Source organism: Zoogloea sp. GW822-FHT05C07 (assembly GCF_058800215.1).
Map to the genome: position 1 here is coordinate 3632192 of NZ_CM179510.1, position 20721 is coordinate 3652912.

General features: G+C 63.9%; 19 protein-coding genes. 13 read left to right on the top strand and 6 right to left on the bottom strand.

Annotation, left to right across the window (positions count from 1 at the left end):
- Positions 1-393: 393 nt before the first annotated feature.
- Positions 394-1419, top strand: coding sequence for a type I glyceraldehyde-3-phosphate dehydrogenase (locus tag AC3QL2_RS16835; protein ID WP_493235829.1), 1026 nt, complete (start codon positions 394-396; stop codon positions 1417-1419).
- A gap of 114 nt (positions 1420-1533) precedes the next feature.
- Here AC3QL2_RS16835 and AC3QL2_RS16840 read toward each other — a convergent pair whose 3' ends face one another.
- Both AC3QL2_RS16840 and AC3QL2_RS16845 read right to left on the bottom strand, forming a co-directional pair.
- On the bottom strand, positions 1534-2778 hold the full coding sequence (locus AC3QL2_RS16840) for an MFS transporter (protein ID WP_493235828.1): 1245 nt from the start codon (positions 2776-2778) through the stop codon (positions 1534-1536).
- A complete protein-coding gene (locus AC3QL2_RS16845; protein WP_493235827.1) occupies positions 2775-3944 on the bottom strand; it encodes a Do family serine endopeptidase in 1170 nt (389 codons plus the stop codon). Before AC3QL2_RS16845 ends, AC3QL2_RS16840 begins: the two co-directional genes overlap by 4 nt.
- Before the next feature lie 66 nt (positions 3945-4010).
- Between AC3QL2_RS16845 and AC3QL2_RS16850 the strand changes: the two genes are divergently transcribed.
- Positions 4011-4757, top strand: coding sequence for a Nif3-like dinuclear metal center hexameric protein (locus AC3QL2_RS16850; RefSeq protein WP_493235825.1), 747 nt, complete (start codon positions 4011-4013; stop codon positions 4755-4757).
- Here AC3QL2_RS16850 and AC3QL2_RS16855 read toward each other — a convergent pair whose 3' ends face one another.
- Positions 4758-6413 (bottom strand): type IV pilus assembly protein FimV, encoded by a 1656-nt coding sequence (locus tag AC3QL2_RS16855; protein WP_493240272.1) that lies wholly within the window; start codon positions 6411-6413, stop codon positions 4758-4760. It abuts the gene before it with no gap.
- Positions 6414-6742: 329 nt separating this feature from the next.
- Between AC3QL2_RS16855 and AC3QL2_RS16860 the strand changes: the two genes are divergently transcribed.
- The 8 genes from AC3QL2_RS16860 (at position 6743) to AC3QL2_RS16895 (ending at position 15333) form a co-directional block, all read left to right on the top strand.
- Positions 6743-7303: a DUF2889 domain-containing protein gene (locus AC3QL2_RS16860; RefSeq protein WP_493235822.1), complete on the top strand. Its 561-nt coding sequence runs from the start codon at positions 6743-6745 to the stop codon at positions 7301-7303.
- A 284-nt stretch (positions 7304-7587) separates the two neighbouring features.
- The gene (sucC, locus tag AC3QL2_RS16865; RefSeq protein WP_079437075.1) at positions 7588-8748 is read left to right on the top strand and encodes an ADP-forming succinate--CoA ligase subunit beta; all 1161 of its coding nucleotides are present in this window, start codon (positions 7588-7590) and stop codon (positions 8746-8748) included.
- A gap of 11 nt (positions 8749-8759) precedes the next feature.
- Positions 8760-9653, top strand: coding sequence for a succinate--CoA ligase subunit alpha (gene sucD / locus AC3QL2_RS16870; protein ID WP_079437074.1), 894 nt, complete (start codon positions 8760-8762; stop codon positions 9651-9653).
- Positions 9654-9747: 94 nt separating this feature from the next.
- Positions 9748-10446 (top strand): TerC family protein, encoded by a 699-nt coding sequence (locus AC3QL2_RS16875; protein WP_493235820.1) that lies wholly within the window; start codon positions 9748-9750, stop codon positions 10444-10446.
- Between the two features lie 23 nt (positions 10447-10469).
- Positions 10470-11249: a PP2C family protein-serine/threonine phosphatase gene (locus tag AC3QL2_RS16880; protein ID WP_493235818.1), complete on the top strand. Its 780-nt coding sequence runs from the start codon at positions 10470-10472 to the stop codon at positions 11247-11249.
- A gap of 24 nt (positions 11250-11273) precedes the next feature.
- Positions 11274-11957 carry an FHA domain-containing protein gene (locus AC3QL2_RS16885; protein ID WP_493235816.1) on the top strand — a complete coding sequence of 228 codons (684 nt, stop codon included), beginning with the start codon at positions 11274-11276 and terminating at the stop codon, positions 11955-11957.
- 139 nt (positions 11958-12096) lie between these two features.
- Positions 12097-12867: a 3',5'-cyclic-nucleotide phosphodiesterase gene (locus AC3QL2_RS16890; RefSeq protein WP_493235815.1), complete on the top strand. Its 771-nt coding sequence runs from the start codon at positions 12097-12099 to the stop codon at positions 12865-12867.
- 105 nt (positions 12868-12972) lie between these two features.
- Complete coding sequence (locus AC3QL2_RS16895; RefSeq protein ID WP_493235813.1) at positions 12973-15333, top strand: GspE/PulE family protein; 2361 nt, start codon at positions 12973-12975, stop codon at positions 15331-15333.
- Positions 15334-15357: 24 nt separating this feature from the next.
- Here AC3QL2_RS16895 and AC3QL2_RS16900 read toward each other — a convergent pair whose 3' ends face one another.
- The gene (locus AC3QL2_RS16900; RefSeq protein ID WP_493235811.1) at positions 15358-16776 is read right to left on the bottom strand and encodes an N-acetylmuramoyl-L-alanine amidase; all 1419 of its coding nucleotides are present in this window, start codon (positions 16774-16776) and stop codon (positions 15358-15360) included.
- Positions 16740-17246 carry a tRNA (adenosine(37)-N6)-threonylcarbamoyltransferase complex ATPase subunit type 1 TsaE gene (tsaE, locus tag AC3QL2_RS16905; protein ID WP_493235809.1) on the bottom strand — a complete coding sequence of 169 codons (507 nt, stop codon included), beginning with the start codon at positions 17244-17246 and terminating at the stop codon, positions 16740-16742. The genes AC3QL2_RS16900 and tsaE overlap by 37 nt, the downstream gene beginning before the upstream one ends.
- Here tsaE and queG point away from each other — a divergent pair.
- The 3 genes from queG to murI all read left to right on the top strand — a co-directional run bounded on the left by queG (position 17223) and on the right by murI (position 19990).
- A complete protein-coding gene (gene queG / locus AC3QL2_RS16910; protein WP_493235807.1) occupies positions 17223-18329 on the top strand; it encodes a tRNA epoxyqueuosine(34) reductase QueG in 1107 nt (368 codons plus the stop codon). The genes tsaE and queG overlap by 24 nt on opposite strands.
- Before the next feature lie 81 nt (positions 18330-18410).
- The gene (locus AC3QL2_RS16915; protein ID WP_493235805.1) at positions 18411-19112 is read left to right on the top strand and encodes an N-acyl amino acid synthase FeeM domain-containing protein; all 702 of its coding nucleotides are present in this window, start codon (positions 18411-18413) and stop codon (positions 19110-19112) included.
- A 68-nt stretch (positions 19113-19180) separates the two neighbouring features.
- Complete coding sequence (gene murI / locus AC3QL2_RS16920) at positions 19181-19990, top strand: glutamate racemase (protein WP_493235804.1); 810 nt, start codon at positions 19181-19183, stop codon at positions 19988-19990.
- A gap of 55 nt (positions 19991-20045) precedes the next feature.
- Here the strand turns inward: murI and AC3QL2_RS16925 are convergent, their stop codons facing one another.
- Positions 20046-20597 carry a cob(I)yrinic acid a,c-diamide adenosyltransferase gene (locus AC3QL2_RS16925; protein WP_493235803.1) on the bottom strand — a complete coding sequence of 184 codons (552 nt, stop codon included), beginning with the start codon at positions 20595-20597 and terminating at the stop codon, positions 20046-20048.
- Positions 20598-20721: the final 124 nt, after the last annotated feature.

The following is a 20721-nucleotide window of genomic DNA, read 5'->3' on the forward strand; positions in this document are numbered from 1 at the left end:
TTTGAGCGTGGTGTGGTGAGGCTTGTCGTCGGGGCGCGCGAGGTGGTGTCGCAACGGCCGGCCAGTTCCTTCAGCCAGCTTTGTGCCAGACGGTGAAATCTTTTCTTAACAAGGGCTTGCGTTCGGGGGGCGGTCGGCGGGCGAGACATCCCTCTCAATTCGGGCAGTCTGGCCGAGACAGGCGAGACAGTTGTCTCAAGCCCGCGGTGGTTCCCTGTACGGCGCGGTGAAAGGGGCCGGAGCGGACGCGGATGGCCCGGAGGGTGTAGTCTCGCCCCTGTCGGACGGGCGTCGGTCGCTCCTGTCCGTCATGCGTCGCGCCCAGCGTGATGCGTCGAGGCCGGTCGGGACGACCGGGATGCGGGCCGGATGCGGTGTGTGACGAGTGGATCGATGTCTTTGCGGATTGCAATAAACGGGTACGGGCGGATCGGACGGTGTTTCCTGCGGGCCTTGCTGGCCTCGCCGATGCGGGAAGGTTTTTCGGTGGTGGCGATCAACGAGCCGGCCGATCTGGACAGCATGGCCTACCTGACCCGCTTCGATTCCACCCACGGCTGTTTTCCGGGCACCGTCGAGGTCGGTGACGGCTGCCTGCGCATCGACGGCAAGGACATCCCGGTCTTCCACGCGGATACGCCGGAGGGTGTGGACTGGGCAAAGATTGGCGTGGACGTGCTGGTGGAGGCCTCCGGGCGCTACAGCTACCGGCCGGAACTGCAGCGCTTCCTCGACGCTGGTTGCCGGCGCCTGCTGCTGTCCCATCCGGGGCATAGCGCCGGGGACGTGGACCAGACCATCGTCTTCGGCATGAACCACGAGCTGCTGAGCGGCGCGGAGCGCATCGTGTCGGCGGCATCCTGCACCACCAACGCCATCGTGCCGGTGCTGTCCATCCTCGACGAGGCCTATGGGCTGGACCACGCGATGCTGACCACGCTGCATTCGGTGATGAACGACCAGCCGCTGATCGACGGCTATCACCATACCGACCTGCACCGCACGCGTTCGGCGATGCAGTCGATGATCCCGGTATCCACCGGCCTGGCCCGCGGCGTGCAACGTCTGCTGCCGCACTTGGCCGGGCGCATCGAGTCAAAGGCGATCCGCGTGCCGGTGGTGAATGTGTCGGCCATCGACCTGCTGGTGACCTTGAAGCGCGGCACCGACGCGGCCGACGTGAAGGCCCGCCTGCGGGCGGCGGTAGAAGGCCAGGGCTCGGGCCGCATGGCCTACACCGATGAGCCGCACGCCTCCATCGACTTCAACCACAGTCCCCACTCGGCCATCGTGGACGGAGGCCAGACCCGCATGAGCGGTGACCGCCTGCTCAATCTGCTGGTGTGGTTCGACAACGAATGGGGCTTCGCCAACCGGATGGTGGACGTGGCTGCGTTCTGGGGTTCGCGGATGGGCTGAGGGCGGGGCGGCGCTCTACCGGAGACCGGCCGCCTGGACGACGAGCTTGGGTGCGGGGGCTGCGCGTCATGCGCGCCCGGGCGTCCATCGACCTGAGGGGGCGCCGCGTTGCTTTCAGCGCTGCGGCGTGCCGTGCAGGGTTTCAGTCTGTCTCAATTGCGGGAACAGGCGCGTCCATAGTGCCACGACGATCAGCGTGGCCGCGCCGCCGATCAGTACCGAGGGCACTGCGCCGAACCATGCGGCCGTGAGACCGGATTCGAATTCGCCGAGCTGGTTGGACGCGCCGACGAAGATGGAATGGACCGCGCTGACCCGGCCGCGCATGTCGTCCGGCGTCTGCAACTGCACCAGGGACTGGCGGATCACCATGCTGACCATGTCGGTGGCGCCGCCGATGGCGAGGAAGAACACCGACAGCCACAGGTTGGACGACAGGCCGAAGGCGATGATGGACAGCCCGTAGGCGGCCACCGCCCCGTACAGGATGCGCCCGACCGAATGGCGCAGCGGATTGCGGGCCAGCCACAGGGCCATTGCCAGCGCGCCGATGGCCGGCCCCGAGCGGAGCAGGCCGAGGCCCCAGGAGCCGGTGTGCAGCACCTCGTGGGCAATGATCGGCAGCAACGCGGTGGCGCCGCCGAACAACACGGCGAAGAGGTCCAGCGACATGGCGCCGAAGACGATGCCCTGGCCGCGGATGAAGCGGATGCCGGCGACGAAGCGTTGCCAGGCCGAGCCGGACAGCACGCGCTCCACGTGTACGTCGGGCAGGCGCGCCAGGAATATCGACGAGAGGGCCAGCAGCAGCGTGGTGAGGCCATACACCAGCGGTGCGCCGAACACATACAGGAAGCCGCCGAGGGCCGGCGCGACGATGGTTGCCGCCTGCATCGCCGAGGCGCTCAGGGCCAGCGCCCGCGGCAGCGCGGCGGCGGGCACCAGGCTCGGCAGCAGGGACGCGCTGGCCGGCATCTGGAATGTCTGGGCGGCGCCCAGGACCAGCACTACGCCGAAGATCAGCTCGCGGCTGACGAAGCCGGTGGCGCTGGCGATGGCGAGGACGGCCAGGCCGACGGTCTGCACCAGCTGGGCGGCGACGGTCAGCCAGCGCCGGTCATGACGGTCTGCCAGGTCGCCGGCGATGGCGGTGAGCAGTATGCGCGGCAGGAACTGGATCAGCCCGACCAGGCCCAGATCGAGCGCGCTGCCGGTGAGTTGATAGACCTGCCAGCCGACAGCCACGTCCTTGATCTGGCTGCCGCCGCCGTACAGGATGCGGGCCAGCCAGAACAGCACGAAGGGGCGGTGTCGACGCAGGAAATCCGGCGCGTGGGGATCGGGGGCAGGGGCGCTCATTCGCCGCGGGACAGCGCCGGGCGGCGGCCGATTTCCACCTTGAGGTCGAGCTTGTCCTTGCCACGGCGCAGTTCGACGCTGGCCTTGCGCCCCGGCAGGAGCGCCGCGATGGCTTCCAGCATGATCTGCGGGTCATTGACCTTGCGCCCCTCGACGGTCAGCAGCACATCGCCCGGCTTGACGCCGGCGCGGTCGGCGGGGCTGCCGCGCATGACACCGGAGATCAGCGTGCCGTCGCTGGATGGCATGCCGAAGGAGTCGGCCAGGTCGGACGTGATGGCCTGTACTTCGACGCCGATCCAGCCGCGTGTGACCGAGCCACTCTGGATGATCTGCTCCATCACGCTGCGGGCCAGGGACACTGGGATCGCGAAGCCGATACCGAGGGAGCCGCCGGAGCGGGAGTAGATCGCCGCGTTGATGCCGACCAGGTTGCCAGCCGCGTCGATCAGCGCGCCGCCGGAGTTGCCGGGGTTGATCGCCGCGTCGGTCTGGATGAAGTCCTCGAAGGTGTTGATGCCCAGGTGGGAGCGGCCGAGGGCCGACACGATGCCCATCGTGACGGTCTGCCCGACGCCGAAGGGGTTGCCGATGGCGAGCACCACGTCACCGACGTGGAGTTGTTCGGTGTGGCCGAAGGTGATCGGGTGCAGCTTGCTGTCGGTCTTGATCTGCAGCACGGCCAGGTCGGATTCGGGGTCGCGGCCGACGATGCGGGCCGGCAGCTTGCGGCCGTCGTTGAGGGAGACCTCGATCTCGTCGGCGGCTTCGATGACGTGGTTGTTGGTGAGAATGTAACCTTCCGGTGACACGATGACACCGGAGCCCAGGCCGGAGGCACGCTGCTGGGGCTTGTTGTTATTGTTCAGACGGTCGCCGAAGAAGTGGCGGAACAGCGGGTCGTCGCTGAAGGGATTGCGCTGGGCCTTCACTTCCTTGCTGGTGAACACGTGCACCACGGCTGGCAGTGCGGCCTTGGCGGCGTCGGCATAGGAGGCCGGCCCCTTGCCGGCCGGCAGCGAGGCGGGGGTGACCGCTTCCTGGATGGTGACGGACGGAAGCACGGCGCGTTCGCCGATCCATTCGGGTTTCAGCGTGCTGACCACGAACAGGAGCGCCACCGAGATGGTGACGGCTTGGGTAAAGATCATCCACAGGCGATGCATCGTAGAATCTGCCACCGGAGGCGCCCGCGGGCGTCCGGAAATCTGAAGGGTTAAGGAGAGGCGGCCATGGACAGAGCCGAATTGCAGCGCTATCTCGACACTCTGCTGAATGTCGGCGGATTCAAGGATTATTGCCCAAACGGGTTGCAGGTGGAAGGACGGGCCGAGGTGCGCCGCGTGGTGTGCGGCGTGACGGCCAGCCAGGCGCTCCTCGATGCGGCGGTGGCGAAGGGGGCGGACACGGTGCTGGTCCACCACGGCTACTTCTGGCGCGGCGAGGACGGGCGCATCACCGGCATGCGCAAGCGCCGCCTGGCGACGCTGCTCAACAACGACATCAACCTGTTCGCCTACCACCTGCCGCTGGATGCCCATGCGGAGCTGGGCAACAACGCGCAGCTGGGCAAGCTGATGGGCTGGCATGGGGAGGGGCGCTTTGGCGAGCAGGATCTGGGCTGGACCGGTTCCTTATCCCATGAAACCACGCTGACGGCGCTGGCTCGGCAGGCTGCCGCACGGCTCGGGCGCGAGCCGCTGGTGCTCGGCGATGCGGAGCGGCAGGTGCGGCGCGTGGCCTGGTGCACCGGTGGGGCGCAGGGCTATTTCGAGCAGGCCATTGCGACCGGTGTGGACTGCTTCGTCTCCGGTGAGGTGTCGGAGCAGACGACCCACCTGGCGCGGGAGTCCGGAGTGGCCTACCTGGCGGTCGGCCACCATGCCAGCGAACGCTATGGCGTGCAGGCGTTGGGCCGCCACCTGGCCGACACTTTCGGCATCGAGGCCGAATTCGTCGAGGTGGACAACCCGGTCTGATCAGGCAGCCTTGCTGTTCGGGCGCGCTTCCATGTCGGCCAGGGTGAGTTCTGTGTTCGGCCGGTAGGTGCCCAGCGTGTCGTCGAGGACGGCGAGCAGGAGCAGGAGCTCCTCGACCACGCAGAGGGGAAAGCCTTGTCGCGTGCCGTTGCGGTTGTCGCGCAGCAACTGGTGGATGTAGATCTGGGCTTCCTGGGTGCCCCACAGCTCCTGCAATTGCTGTGTTACGTGTCCCATCTGCTCGATGGAGTCGGGTGCGTTGCGGGTTGCCTTGAAATCGTCCCAGGTGATCGTCTTGACGTTGAAGGTCTTGTTGAGCTGGCGCGTGAGGGCCTCGAACTCGGCCCGCATGCCGGCCACATGGTAGACGTCGAGCAGCTTGATCCACGGCTTGACCGCCTGGCGCGGATTGCCGCGGATATAGTCGGCGAGGGTCTCGGCGGCGCCCTGCGTGCGGCCGAAGGACATCATGATCTCGGCCAGTTCGAGGGCGGAGTCCTGCTCGTCGACGGTTTCGTCGAAGGGAATCGGATGGGGCGGCGTGAACGTGGGATCTTCCCAGTCCATGGATTCGTCCGGCATCTGGGACGGTGGTGCATAGGACTGCGGTGCCGGGGCCGTCACAGGCTGGGCTGCGGCTGATTGCGCTGCGACAGGCTGAGCGGCGACCGGAGGTGCCGGCTGGTGGGGCGCGGTTTTGGCGGCTGAGGGGAATTCGCTCTCCGGGATGCCCGAAAATCCGGGCTCGTCCGGTAGTTGCGTATCGAGCTCCGGTGGCGGTGCTTCCGAACGTCGGCGACGCATCCACAACAAGGCCAGGCCACCTGCGGCGACCGCCACGGCACCGCCGGCAAGCAGGCCGAACCAGTTGGGGGCACTTTCGGCTGATGTAGCGGCTGCGGGGGCGGGTTGCGGCCGGGATGGCGGAGCGTTCTGCACCTGTACCGTGGCGGCCAGCTGATCCAGTTCGGCAATGCGCTTGCGCAGCACCGTCTGGTATTCCTCCAGGCGTTTGATCTTCTCGTCGAGTTCAAGCTGAGCCGTGACGCTCTCGTCATAGGTGGACAGCGTGGGCTTTCCGGCCGGGCCTTGCGGGGCAGGGGTAGTGTTTGCCGCCTGGGGATGGGACAGCTGGTATTCGAGGCGGAGTGATTGCGCCTTGTCTTTGCTGATGACCAGCCGGTCGCCGCGTGGGGGCTTGGTCTTGGCTGCCGCCGCTTTGGCCGTGGCTCCGTGGGGGCGGGCCTGCGCTGCGCCGTTGCGTTCGGCACGTCCGCCGGCGGCTGCGCCGCTGCGCGGGAGCTTGCGGACGGTGGTGGCGCTGCGGCTGGCCGCTGACCGTGTCGGGGCTTCGGCCGTTGGCAGGCCGATGTCTGGGGTGGCCGTGCGGGCCATCGGCGGCTGCAGGAGGAGCGGATAGTCCCGTTGGAGCTCGATGCCGCAGGCGACGCGGACTCCGAGCATGGCGAGCGGATGGCTGACGGGCTCGCGGGTCGTGATGCGCAGCCGGTCTCCGCTGATCGAGACGCGGGCGTTGCGGATCCACGGCAGGTCATCGGGGTTCGATGCCTGCGAGACGATCCGGAAACAGGATGGATCCAGCGTCTCCCCCGTGGAAGGGGGCAGCCTGATTTCCGCGCGCAGGGGCTCTCCCAAGGCAGAGTGGACGATGAGATCGCTTAACCCGGCCGCCATGACGGTGGGCGCAAATAGCGGGACAAGCGTCGCGACGAGTAGGGAAAGGGGCTTTTGCGCGCTGTTCATCAATAGGGACAGAGGCGAGGGATCGCGGTTGCTTTGTTGTGCGTTGCGGCATCCACCGGTGCGCCGCAGTCGATACAATATTCTAGTGAAATTTGTCAGTAGGCGCGGTGCCTTGTTTTTAGCCAGGCAGGGGCAAATGTTACGTGTCGTGAAATGGTCGACGGTTTGCGCGCTGCATCTGCTGATGTGTTGTTTTCTGCCCTGGTGCTCCCTGATTCCCCATGCCGCTTTCCACACCCGTTGTCCGGCGCAGCCGCGCCCATACCCGCCGTATCGATGTCCAGGGCTTCCTGAGGGATGACGGGCTGTTCGACCTGGACGCCCGCCTCACCGACGAGAAGGATGCGGACTATCCGCTGGCGTCCGGCATCCGCAAGGTGGGCGATCCGGTGCATGACCTGTTCATCCGCGTCACCATCGACAGCGCCTTCGAGGTTGTCGACGTGGAAGCCTGTTCCGAATGGGTGCCCTACCCGGGTGGATGCGACACCATCGCGCCGGCCTATCGGGCGCTGATCGGCCTGAATCTCGTGCGTGGCTTCCGCAAGGCGGTCAGCGAGATGTTCGGCGACGTGCGCGGGTGCTCCCATCTCACCGAGTTGCTGGCCTCCCTGCCGACGGCGGCCATCCAGACCCTCGCTACTTTCCGGCGCGATACGGAAGAGGGGGGCGAGGGGGGCGAAAAACCCTTCCAGCTCGACCGCTGTCATGCCCTCGAAACCACCTCTCCGACGGTGATGCGCTATTACCCGCGCTGGTACCGCAAGCCCGATCCGGCATAGCCCGTGCCGCTGCCGGTGTGCGGTGCAGCGTGAAAGCGGTCGCATCCGATGTTTCGTATATAATCGGTCGGTCCAAATACCGACATGTCAAGAAGCAGGTCGGTTGAGGATGGTTTTCCGGTCAGCCCGGCAGCATAAGCGGGTAGGGCGGAAAGCGGGGCGGTACATACGTTGGACGAGGGAGAACGACGTGTGTGTCGCGGGGTGCGTGCTGGCCCCGAAGAGTCCCATCAACCAAGCGTGAGCGGCCTTTATAAGGCCAAGACTTCGATCGAAGGGCAACCATGAAAATTCACGAATATCAGGGCAAGGAAATCCTGAGAAAATTTGGCGTCACCACGCCGCGCGGCGTGCCGTGTTTCTCAGTCGATGAGGCAGTCAAGGCAGCGGAAACGCTGGGCGGCAAGGTCTGGGTCGTCAAGGCTCAGATTCATGCCGGTGGTCGCGGCAAGGGCGGTGGCGTCAAGGTCGCCAAGTCCCTGGACGAACTCAAGCAGTACGCCGGCCAGATCCTTGGCATGCAGCTCGTTACCCACCAGACCGGCCCTGAAGGCCAGAAGGTGCGTCGTCTGCTCATCGAGGAAGGCGCCGACATCAAGAAGGAATACTACGTTGCCGCGCTGACCGACCGCGCCACGCAGAAGGTCGCCATGATGGCTTCCAGCGAAGGCGGTATGGACATCGAGGAAGTTGCTCACAGCACCCCCGAGAAGATCCTCAAGGTTTTCGTTGATCCGGCCACCGGCCTGACCGACGAACAAGCCCTGTACCTCTCGAATGGTATCGGCGTTCCCGAAGGCTCCACCGCCCAGGCCGTGGATACCCTCAAGAAGCTGTACACCACCTACATGGAAACCGATGCTTCCCTGGCGGAAATCAACCCGCTGATTCTGGAAGGCAACGGCACCATCAAGGCTCTGGACGCCAAGTTCAATTTCGACTCCAACGCCCTTTACCGTCATCCCGAGATCGTCGAGTACCGCGACCTGGATGAAGAAGACGCGGACGAAATCGAAGCCTCCAAGTTCGATCTGGCCTACATCTCCCTGGACGGCAACATTGGCTGTCTGGTGAACGGTGCCGGTCTGGCGATGGCCACCATGGACACCATCAAGCTGTTCGGTGCCGAACCGGCCAACTTCCTCGACGTGGGCGGCGGCGCCACCACCGAGAAGGTGACCGAAGCCTTCAAGATCATGCTCAAGAACCCCAAGGTCAAGGGCATTCTCGTCAACATCTTCGGCGGCATCATGCGCTGCGACACCATCGCCACCGGCGTGGTCACCGCGGCCAAGGAAGTGCACCTGTCCGTCCCGCTGGTCGTCCGCATGAAGGGCACCAACGAAGAGATCGGCAAGCAGATCCTGCGCGATTCGGGCCTCCCGATCATCGCGGCCGACACCATGGCCGAAGCGGCCCAGAAGATCGTCGACGCGGTCAAGTGAGGAGTTAGCGAATGTCCATCCTGATCAACAAAGACACCAAGGTCATCACCCAGGGTATCACCGGCAAGACCGGTCAGTTCCACACCGAGAAGTGCCAGGAGTACGCGAACGGCAAGGAATGCTTCGTCGCCGGTGTGAACCCCAAGAAGGCTGGCGAGAAGATCTTCGACATCCCCATCTACGCGTCCGTCAAGGAAGCGGCTGCCGAAACCGGCGCCACCGTTTCCGTGATCTACGTGCCGCCCGCAGGCGCTGCTGCCGCGATCTGGGAAGCCGTCGAGGCCGACCTGGACCTGGCGATCTGCATCACCGAAGGCATCCCCGTCCGGGACATGCTGGAAGTGCGCAACAAGATGAAGGCCAAGGTTGCTGCCGGCGGCAAGGAAACCCTGCTGCTGGGCCCCAACTGCCCGGGTCTCATCACCCCCGATGAAATCAAGATCGGCATCATGCCGGGCCACATCCACCGCAAGGGTCGCATCGGCGTGGTTTCCCGCTCCGGCACCCTGACCTACGAAGCCGTTGCCCAGCTGACCGAAATCGGTCTGGGCCAGTCTTCCGCAGTCGGCATCGGCGGTGACCCGATCAACGGCCTGAAGCACATCGACGTCATGCGCATGTTCAATGACGATCCGGATACCGACGCCGTCATCATGATCGGCGAAATCGGTGGTCCCGATGAGGCTGAAGCCGCCCAGTGGTGCAAGGCCAACATGAAGAAGCCGATCGTCGGCTTCATCGCCGGCGTGACTGCCCCCGCGGGCAAGCGCATGGGCCATGCAGGCGCGCTGATCTCCGGCGGTGCCGACACTGCTGACGCCAAGCTCGCCATCATGGAAGAGTGCGGTTTCACCGTGACGCGCAACCCGTCCGAAATGGCCAAGCTGCTGAAGGCCATGCTGTAATCAGGTCTGTTGCCTGAAGTAAACCGCGCCCGTGGCTGCCGCCCGGGCGCGGTTTTGTTTTTAGTACCCTTATTTTTCATCGGTTGAGTCTTACATGTCCGAGTTCCTGCTACCGACGTTCTGGATTGGCTTGCTGCAGATCGTGGCCATCGACCTGGTGCTGTCCGGTGACAACGCTGTGGTGATCGCGTTGGCATGCCGGCGCCTGCAGCCGGAGCAGCGGAAGGTCGGTATCTTCTGGGGCGTGGCAGGGGCCGTTGGCCTGCGCGTGGTGCTGACCGCATTTGCGGCGAGCCTGCTTGGACTGGCCTGGCTCAAGCTGATTGGTGGACTCGTACTGCTGTGGATCGGTACCAAGCTGTTGCTGCCGGAGGATGACGGCGATCACGAGATCGATGCGGCGACCTCGGTGGCCGGAGCGGTCAAGACGATCATCGTGGCCGACTTCGTGATGAGCGTCGATAACGTCATCGGTGTCGCGGGTGCCGCGGGTGACAGTCTCGTGCTGCTGGGGCTCGGGCTGGCGGTGAGCATCCCGATCATCGTGTGGTCCAGCCAACTCATCATGAAGGGCATGGAGCGCTTCCCGCTGATCGTCACGCTCGGCGCTGCGCTGCTGGGGTGGGTGGCTGGCGGCATGATCGTGGATGATCCCCTGTGGCGCACCGTCCTGCTTGATCGCCCGGTCTGGTTGCGGCCGCTGGCGGGGCTTGTGGGCGCGCTGGTCGTGCTCGGGGTGGCCCGGGTGCTGCGGAAGCGGGCCGGGGACGTTCCGGAACGCCAGATTCTTTGACGCGGGTTTTCTAAACTTCGCTCATGGACCAACAGCAAACGATGCGCTGGCACATGGCCATGATGTCCCATGGGGGACGCGTTCGTACCCGCAACGAGGATTGCGTCCGTTGCGCCGAGGATCTGGGCCTGGCCGTATTGACCGACGGAATGGGCGGGCACGCGGGCGGCGCTGTGGCGTCCCGTCTCGCCGCGGATGCCTGGATGGATTGCATGGCGTTCGTCGTGGCGCGCGGTGCGGCCACCGAGGGAGATCTTCGGATGGCGGTGGCGGCGGCCAATCAGACCGTCTTCGATGAGGCGCAGCGGGACCCGCTCCTGCGGCACATGGGGACCACACTGGCCGGCGTCTGCCTGGATCCTGTCCGGAGCAGCCTGCTGGCCTGCCATGTGGGGGACTCCCGCATTTACCGCCTGCGCGACGACGGGTTCGAATGCCTGACCCGCGACCACAGCGTATTGCGGGAGCAATCCGACGCGGGCATGATTGACCCCCTGTCTTCCAGGTCTGCCGCCTTGCGTGGCCTGCTGACCCGGGCCGTGGGTGTGGCGGCCTGTGTCGAGGCGGATGTCGCTGATTTTCCGCTGCAGGATGGTGACATTTATCTCCTGTGTTCGGACGGGTTGACCGATATGCTTCCCGACAGCGAGATTGCGGATGTCCTCGCGGCCCTCGGCGGGGCTCCCCGGCTGGCGGCCGAACATCTCATCGATCTGGCTAATGACCGGGGGGGCGTGGATAATGTTTCGGTTGTCATTGTGTCGTCGCGCCACGAAGGGCGGCTCGGCACCGAATTTGATTGAGGCTGGTTGTAGATAGGAATAGTGATGCCCAGGTTGATATTGAGCATGGATGGTCTGGTGTTGAAGGAGATGGCTCTTGAAAAGGAGCGCACGACCATCGGCCGGAAACCGCATAACGACATTCAGATCGACAATCTTGCGATCAGCGGCGAGCATGCGGCGATCGTGACCATCCTCAACGATGCGTTTCTCGAGGACATGAACAGCACCAATGGCACCTATGTGAATGGGCAGCCGGTCAAGAAGCATGTCCTGAAGAGCAACGATGTCATTGAACTGGGCAAGTACCGGCTGAAGTATCTGGCTGACAGTGCCGCCGCGGGCTCGGAGCAGGATGAGGCCATGAGCTATGCCCAGGCGTCGGTGGCAACGGACGCGGGGCAGCCACCGAATGCGCAGTCCGATTTGACCTCAACCAACGCGGCAGCGCCAGTCGGGGCGCTCGGCATGATCCAGATCCTCAGCGGCGCGCACGCCGGGCGTACGCTGGAACTGTCGAAGTCCCTGACGACGCTCGGAAAACCGGGTACGCAGGTGGCGGTCATCACCCGCCGTCCGCATGGCTATTTCATCACCCATGTGGAAGGCACGGTCTTCCCGGTCGTGAATGGGCGGCCGCTGGATGCGCAGGCCCATCGCCTGAACGATAACGACGTGATCGAGATTGCCGGCGTCAAGATGGAGTTCTTCACGAAGAGCCCGGCTTGATGCAGGCGGGCCGGGCATCGTGGCAGAGGCTTCGCCATGCTGATCGGGGTCTGGTCCGTGGTCCGATGCTTTTCTTTCTGACGACTCGCGAAGGCTGGCGGAGCGGCCGATCGCACTCGAGAGGTGCCGAGAGAGCAAAATGAAAATAAAGGTTCTCGGGTGCAGCGGCGGTATCGGTGGGCGCAGCCAGCGCACCACGGCCTTGCTGGTGGATCATGATGTGTTGATCGATGCCGGCACGGGCGTTGGCGACCTGGAGTTCGAGGAGCTCCTGCGCATCGACCACGTATTCGTAACCCATGCTCATCTCGATCATATCGCGATGATCCCGCTGCTCGTGGATACGGTGGGGGATGCGCGCTCGATGCCCATCGTCGTGCATGGTTCGCCCGAGACGCTGCGCATCCTGCGCTCGCATATTTTCAACTGGCTGGTGTGGCCCGACTTCTCGTCGATTCCCGATCGCGGCAATCCTTTCCTGCGTTTCCAGGAGATGCGGGTCGGGGAGACGGCACGGATAGGGGCTGGGCGCCAGGTCACGATGTTGCCCGCGCTGCATACGGTGCCGGCGGTGGCCTATCAGCTGTCCGAAGGCGGTCGAAGTCTGGTGTTTTCCGGCGATACGGCCTATTCCGACGCTCTCATTGCCGCCGTCAACGAAATCCCCGATCTGCGCCACCTGATCATCGAAACGGCCTTTCCCGACGCGCAGCAGGATCTGGCGCTGGCGTCCCGGCACCTGTGCCCAAGCCTGCTGGCTCTGTTCCTTGAAAAGGTGAAGGCGAAACCCGAGGTGTGGATCACCCACCTCAAGCCGAGCCGGGCCCAGACGACGCTTCAGGAGATAGCCGACAACTGCGGGCAGTTTGCACCGAAGGCCTTGTACAACGGCCTCGAGATCGAGCTCTGAATCCTGTATGTGTCGGCACAAAGATGCTTGCCCGCTTGCCGCATCATCGGACGAACGGGTCCTTCGCCCATGTGGGCGACTTAAATTTCCGGATATGACTTTGCTATGAGAAGCAGCGCTCCGAGCAGGGCGGGTGGCAGCGATGTGGCCAGCCGTCTGGCCTTTTTCAAGGGACTTCAGGCGGTCACCAACCGGATCCATGCGACGCAGAACATCGACGAGATCATCTTCGAACTGTCGTCGGAGATCTGCGCGCTATTCGCGGCCGAGCGCATGACGATCTACGTCGTCGATGACAACCGCAGCACGATCTCGTCGCGGATCAAGACCGGCTTGCAGACGATTCGTACGATTCGTCTGCCCATTGCCGAGAACAGTGTGGCGGGCTACGTGGCGCTGACGGGGAGACTGCTCAACATCGCCGACGTCTATGATGACGCCGCGCTGAAGGCGATTTCTCCGCGCATGGAGTTCCGCCGTGAAGTGGATGAGCGTTCGGGCTATCGCTCCCACCAGATGCTGGTGGCACCAATCAAGCAAGAGGACGGCGATGTGCTGGGGGTGATCCAGCTCATCAACAACCGTGGCGGCGACGCTTTTTCGGTGGTGGCCGAAGAGGGCATCCAGGGCCTCGGGCAGACGCTCGCGGTGGCCTTTTCCCATCGCCGCCACGCGCTGACCCAGCCGAAGTCCAAGTATGAAGGCCTGGTTCATGATGCCAAGCTGACCGAGCAGGAGCTTCAGACGGCCACCAGCCAGGCCCGTGAGCAAGGCGTGTCCATCGAGCAATTCCTGATTGCCGAATACGGCGTCAAGCCAGCCGATATCGGGAATGCGATTTCCCGTTTCTTTGGCGTGCCCTACGAGCCTTATCGCCCCGGTCGGGTCCGGCAGATCGATCTGCTCCGCAATCTGAAGCGGGAGTATGTGCTGCAGGCGGAGTGGGTGCCCCTCGAGGAGGGGGCGGACGGTTTGCTGGTAATGGTCACCGATCCGGAGCAGGCTACGGCTTCGCGGGTCGTGCAGAACGTCTTCCCGAAGGCTGTGCCGGTGTTCTGCGTGACGACGCACCTGGAGTTTGCGCAGACCGTGACCCAATTGTTCACGGGCGGGGCTGACGATGCGTCGGTGAGCGATCTGTTGTCCGACATGGGCGAGGACGATAGGGATAGCGCCGCCATCGCTACTGACGACGCGTCGGCGGCGGTAGACAATGAACTGGTCAAGCTCGTAAACCGGATCATCATCGACGCCCATCGCCAGGGTGCGTCGGACATCCACATCGAGCCGCGGCCCGGCAAGGACAAGACCCAGATCCGTTTCCGCAAGGACGGTTCCCTAGTGCCCTATATCGAGATCCCGGCCAGCTACCGGAGTCCAATCGTCACCCGCATCAAGATCATGTGCGATCTGGACATCTCGGAGCGCCGCAAGCCCCAGGATGGCAAGATCAGGTTCCGCCGCTACGCTCCCCTCGACATCGAGCTGCGGGTCGCGACGATTCCTACTGCCGGCGGCATGGAAGACGTGGTGATGCGTCTGCTGGCCAACAGCGAACCTTTGCCGCTCGACAAACTGGGCTTGCTGGAAAACAACTTCACCCGCCTGCAGCAGACGATCACCAAGCCTTACGGGATCTTCTTCGTGTGCGGCCCGACGGGGTCCGGCAAGACCACCACGCTGCATTCCATCCTGGGCTCGATCAACACCCCTGAGACCAAGATCTGGACCGCAGAGGACCCGGTCGAAATCACCCAGAAGGGCTTGCGCCAAGTGCAGGTGAATCGCAAGGCGGGGCTCGATTTCCCGACGGTGATGCGCTCCTTCCTGCGGGCCGACCCCGACGTGATCATGGTTGGCGAAATGCGCGACAAGGAGACCGTGTCCATCGGCCTGGAGGCTTCGCTGACAGGTCACCTGGTGTTCAGCACACTGCACACCAACAGCGCGCCGGAATCCGTGGTGCGCCTGCTGGACATGGGTATGGACCCGTTCAACTTCTCCGACGCGCTGCTGGGCGTGCTGGCCCAGCGTCTGGCCAAGCGCCTGTGCGGGAAGTGCAAGCAGGCCTATCAGCCGGACGAGACGGAGATACGTCGCTTGCTGGACGAGTATTGCGAGGACTTGCGTAACACCACCGCGTTCCAGGGGGATCCGGTGCGCGCGCGCGGAGACATTCTCAATGCCTGGCACCAGCGCTACGCGGATGCGCAAGGACGGTTCACGCTGTATGCGCCGGTGGGCTGCGAGCACTGCACTGGCGGCTACAAGGGCCGCCTGGGCCTGCACGAACTGATGGTCGGGACGGACAGGATCAAGGAGCTGATCCAGGAACGTGCCCGGGTTGCCGTGCTGCTGGCCACCGCCCTTGAAGAGGGGATGCGGACCTTGCGCCAGGATGGCATCGAGAAAGTGCTGGACGGCCTGACCGACCTGAAGCAGGTGAGCAAGGTCTGCATCCGCTGACCTTGCTCACAGGGGCCCGCTCTCTCAGTCGAGGCGGGCCAGCTTGGATTTGGCCATCGGCGGGTTCTTGGCGAAGTAGCGGCGCAGCCCGCGCAGGATCGCGTCGGCCATGCGGTCCTGGTAGGCCTCGTCGTTGAGCCTAGCTTCTTCATCCGGGTTAGAGATGAAGGCGGTCTCTACCAGGATGGATGGAATGTCCGGTGCCTTCAGCACCGCGAAGCTCGCCTGCTCGACTTCGCCCTTGTGCAGGCGGTTGATGTTGCCGAGTTCGCCGAGGACCGCCTTACCAACTTTCATGCTGTCGTTGAGCGCAGCGGTCTGGGACAGGTCGAGCAGCGTGCGGGCCAGATGATCGTCCTTTACGCCCAGATTGACGCCGCCGATCAAGTCGGCGGCGTTTTCCTTCTGGGCCAGCCAGCGCGCGGCGGTGCTCGAGGCGCCCTTTTCGGACAGCACGAATACCGAGCTGCCGCGGGCCGTCGGGCTGATGAAGGCGTCGGCATGGATCGACACGAACAGGTCGGCCTGCACCCGACGGGCCTTGGCGACGCGCTGCTGCAACGGTACGAAATAGTCCGCGTCGCGGGTCAGCATGGCACGCATGTTGGGTTCGGCATCGATCTTGGCCTTCAGCCGCTTTCCCACCGATAGCGTGACGTGCTTTTCGTAGCTGCCGGCCGCCCCGACGGCGCCCGGATCTTCGCCGCCATGGCCGGGGTCGATGGTGATGGTGATCAGGCGGCTGATGCTGCCGTCCTCGTCAGCCGGCTTGGCGGCGGGGCGGGATGCCTGCTGGGGCGGCTCGGTGCTGGTCGGCTCGCGTTTCGGGGGCTGTTCAGGCTTGCGTGCCACCTCGACAGCCTTGCGCGGCTCTTCGGGTTTTTCCGGTTTCTGGGGCGGTGGCGCGCCGCCGACGACGGCTTCTTCAGGCGTGATCTTCTCGAGCAGCGCCAGCAGCGGGTCGACCGGTTCGGTCGGATAGAGATCGAGCACCAGGCGATGGCCGTATTCGCCGATCGGCTTCAGCGTGAATACCTGGGGACTGATTTCGGCCTTCAGTTCGATGACCAGCCGTACGACGCCCGGCCGGTTGCGGCCGGCGCGGATCAGCTGGATGTACGGATCCTGGCCGGTGATCTTGGTAGGCAGGGATTGGAGCACCTCGTTGAGCTCGACGCCTTCCAGGTCGACGACCAGCCGTTCCGGGCTGTGCACCAACTGGTGGGTGAAGTTGAGGACGTCGCGGCTTTCCAGGGTGATGCGGGTGTAGTCCTTGGCCGGCCAGACCCGCACGGCCAGCACGCTGCTCTGGGCGGCGCGGCCGAGGGGGCTGATCAGCAAGAGGAGGCTGGCTCCTGCGGAGCCGATGAAACGCCGACGCAGGTTGGCGTCGACGCGCAGAGGGTTCAGAGGGGATGGGATGCGGCGAAACGTTCCAGGCATATGCGACCTTCTCCACTCAGCGGCCGTAGTTCCAGCGTGCGACCGCCTTCGGCGGAAATCTGCAGATGAAGCTCGAGGTCTGCTGCCGGAAGATAGGGGTTAGCACGATCAGGCCACTCCACAATACGAATGCCGTCGCCTTCGAAGTATTCTTCCAGCCCCGCCTCGAGGAATTCTTCCGCGTGAGTGAAGCGATAAAAATCAAAGTGATATACGACAATTCTAGAATCTTTATACGGTTCGACCAAGGTATATGTTGGGCTCTTCACCTTTCCGGTGAAGCCGAGGCCGCGTAGCAGGCCGCGGGTGAGCGTGGTTTTGCCTGCGCCCAGGTCGCCGCGAAGGAGGACTGTCAGGCGTTCCGGCAGGGCCGTCGCCAGCTGTTCGCCGGCGGCGAGGGTGGCATCTTCATTGGCGAGGTACAGGCTCCGGAAGGGGGCGTTATCATGACTGGGATGAACGTGAGACACGATGATCCTTCTGGTGGACAAGACGATCTGGCATCCCTCGCGGGGCAGATCAAGGGCTGGGCGCACGCCCTGGGTTTTGACGAGGCGGGCATTTCGGACATCGACCTGAGCGATGCCGAAGCCGGCCTGGAAAACTGGATTGCTGCCGGCTGCCACGGACAGATGGATTATATGTACAAACACGGGACCAAGCGTTCCCGTCCGGCCGAGCTCGTGCCAGGCACGCAGCGGGTCATCTCCGTACGTATGTCCTACTGGCCGGATGCCAGACCGGCCGGAGAAGTCCTGGGAGACTCCTCGCTTGCCTACGTGTCTCGCTATGCACTGGGGCGCGATTACCACAAGGTTCTGCGCGGCCGCCTGCAGAAACTGGCGGACCGGATTGCCGAGGCCGTACCCCATGGATACCGGGTATTCGTGGATTCCGCACCGGTGATGGAAGTGGCGCTGGCCGACAAAGCCGGGCTGGGCTGGCGCGGCAAGCACAGCTTGCTGCTGTCGCGGAAGGCGGGCTCGTTCTTTTTCCTAGGCGAGATCTACACCGATCTACCCTTGCCGGTGGATGCGCCGGTGGAAGCCCATTGCGGCAGTTGCTCCGCCTGCATCGCCGCCTGTCCGACCGGCGCAATCGTTGCACCTTATCAGGTGGATGCCCGTCGCTGTATTTCCTACCTGACCATCGAGTTGAAGGGGGCCATTCCCCTGGAATTTAGGCCGCTGCTTGGAAACCGGATTTATGGCTGCGATGATTGTCAGGTAATATGCCCTTGGAATCGCTTTGCAAGGCTCTCGAGTGAAGCAGAATTTGCTCCCCGACATGGGCTTGATCATGCAAAACTGGTAGAGTTATTCCATTGGACAGAAAGGGATTTCCTCGAACGTATGGCTGGCAGTCCGATATACCGAATAGGTTTCGAGCGTTGGTCACGGAACTTGGCCGTAGCGCTGGGTAATGCACCGCGTGAGGCGGAGGTGGGGCAGGCTCTGAAGGCTCGCCTGGAGGGCGCGTCGCCATTACTGGCCGAGCATATTATTTGGGCGCTGCAACAACACGATACATTGCCTGCGGATGCCGCGGTATAGTTGGTGACGATGTTTCGAAAACAGTCAAAACTCCCCGAGCATGTAGCTCCGGCTCCGCAGACCCTGGCGGAAGTGACGGCCATGGAGTCCTGGCGGTTCGACCCCCTGTGTATCGCAGAAGACGATCCGAAGGTCGATGCGCCCAGCCACCGGCCGGACAAGTTCCGGATCAAGATGCTGATGCGTGACGGCGAGCGCCGCCGCGAAACCGAACTCCTGATCCAGAAGCGCTATGCATGGCGCGGTTACGGCCAGCTGGACTCGCAGGATGAGCCGAATCAGCTGACGATGAACGCCGAACTGTTCGGCCGCGTCTATGCAACCCTCACGGTCAATGTGGACTCGCCCGCTGGACTGGCGCTCGACAACACCTATGGAGCCGAAGCTGCACGCCTGCGCGCGCAGGGGCGCAAGCTGTGCGAGTTCGGCCGGTTCGCGATCGACCCTTCGGCCCGCTCCAAGCGCCTCATCGCCTCCCTGTTCAATCTGCTCTACGTCTATTCGGCGCGCGTCAAAGGGTGTACCGATATCCTCATCGAGATCAATCCGCGCCATCGGGACTTCTACGAGAAGATGCTGGAATTCCGCCAGCTGGGCGAGGAGCGTACGTGTGAGCGTGTCAAGGCACCGGCCCTTCTGATGCATATATCATGCGCGCGCATCGAGCAGCGGATGAAGGAAATCGGCGGGCGCTGGCGCGAGCTGCCAGATGAGAAATCGATCTACAAGTTCGCCTTCACGCCTGAAGAAGAACTGGAAATGATCGAGCGCCTCAAGAACTGATAGGGCCAGCCCGCCCCTGCAGGGGCGGGCTGGCGTAGAATCGCGGCTTCTCTTTCCCCCGCATTTTCATGTCTGATCCTGGCAAACTGCCCATTGGCGTCTTCGATTCCGGCGTGGGCGGACTAACCGTCGTGCGTGCGCTGATGGAGCGCCTGCCCCTCGAGAACATCGTTTATTTCGGCGATACGGCCCGTGTGCCTTACGGTGTGAAATCGGTGGCGACCATCGAGCACTTCACCGGGCAGATCACCGATTACCTGCTCGAGCAGGGCGTCAAGATGCTGATCATCGCCTGCAACACGATGGCGGCGGTGGCGGCTCAGGTGGTCAAGCAGAAGGCGGATGGTATTCCAGTGCTCGACGTGATCGACGCAGGGGCCCGGGCGGCGGTCGCCGAGTCTCGCTCGCGGGCGATCGGCGTGATCGGTACGCCGACGACGGTCAACAGCAATGCCTACGCGCGCCGCATGCATGCCATGGACCCGAACGTGCGTGTGTACTCCCAGGCCTGCCCCTTGTTCGTGCCCTTGGTCGAAGAGGGCTGGCTGGAGCATGAAGTCACCCGGCTGACGGCCCAGGAGTACCTCAAGCCGGTGCTGGCCGAAAACGTGGATACGCTGGTCCTCGGTTGTACCCACTATCCGCTGATCAAGCCGCTGCTGCAGGACGTCGTCGGGCCGGACGTGCGGCTGGTCGATTCCGCCATCACCGTCGCCGAGCAGGCGGCGCGTACGCTGACCGAGATGGGCATCGCCAATCCGGGCGACAGCCTGTCCATGTACCGCTATACCGTCACCGACATCCCGCTGCGCTTCCAGACCATCGGCGAGCGTTTCCTCGGGCGTTCGCTGGGGCAAGTCCAGAAAGTGGACTGGTGATCGCGGTTCTGACCGACCTATGAAAAAGGCTGCGTGATCTGCAGCCTTTTTCAATTCACGCGTTCTTGCGTTTCTGCCACAGCACGTCGCCGCGGCCGCCGGCGCGGTTGAGGACGCGGCCAAGCACGAAGAGCAGGTCGGACAAGCGGTTCAAATACTGGCGCGGTGCGTCATTCACGGCCTCTTCCTGGGCCAGCGCGACGATCATCCGCTCGCCGCGGCGGCAGATGGTGCGGGCCTGGTGGGCGAGGGCGGCGGCGCGGGTGCCGCCGGGCAGGATGAAATCCTTCAGTGGTTCGAGGTCGTCGTTGAAGCGGTCCAGTTCGTCTTCCAGGTATTGCACCTGCTTGGCTGTGATCATCTCCATGCCGGGGATGCACACCTCGCCGCCCAGATCGAAAAGGTCGTGCTGCACGTTGGTCAGCAGCGTGCGCACGTCGTCCGGCAGTTCCTCGCACAGCAGTACGCCGATGGCCGCATTGACCTCGTCCACTTCGCCGAGGGTGTGGATGCGCAGGCTGTTCTTGGAAACCCGGTTGCCGTTGCCGAGGCCGGTGGTGCCGGCGTCGCCGGTGCGGGTATAGATCTTGGACAGGCGGTGGCCCATTGTGCTGTCTCCTGAGGAGTTTGTGTTTTTGGAAGGCCGATTATAGCCAGCAGGGGCCGGTGGGGAGGGATGCTACAATTTGCGGCTTTGATACCTGTCCTTCCCCGACCGTCGCAGTTGAGAC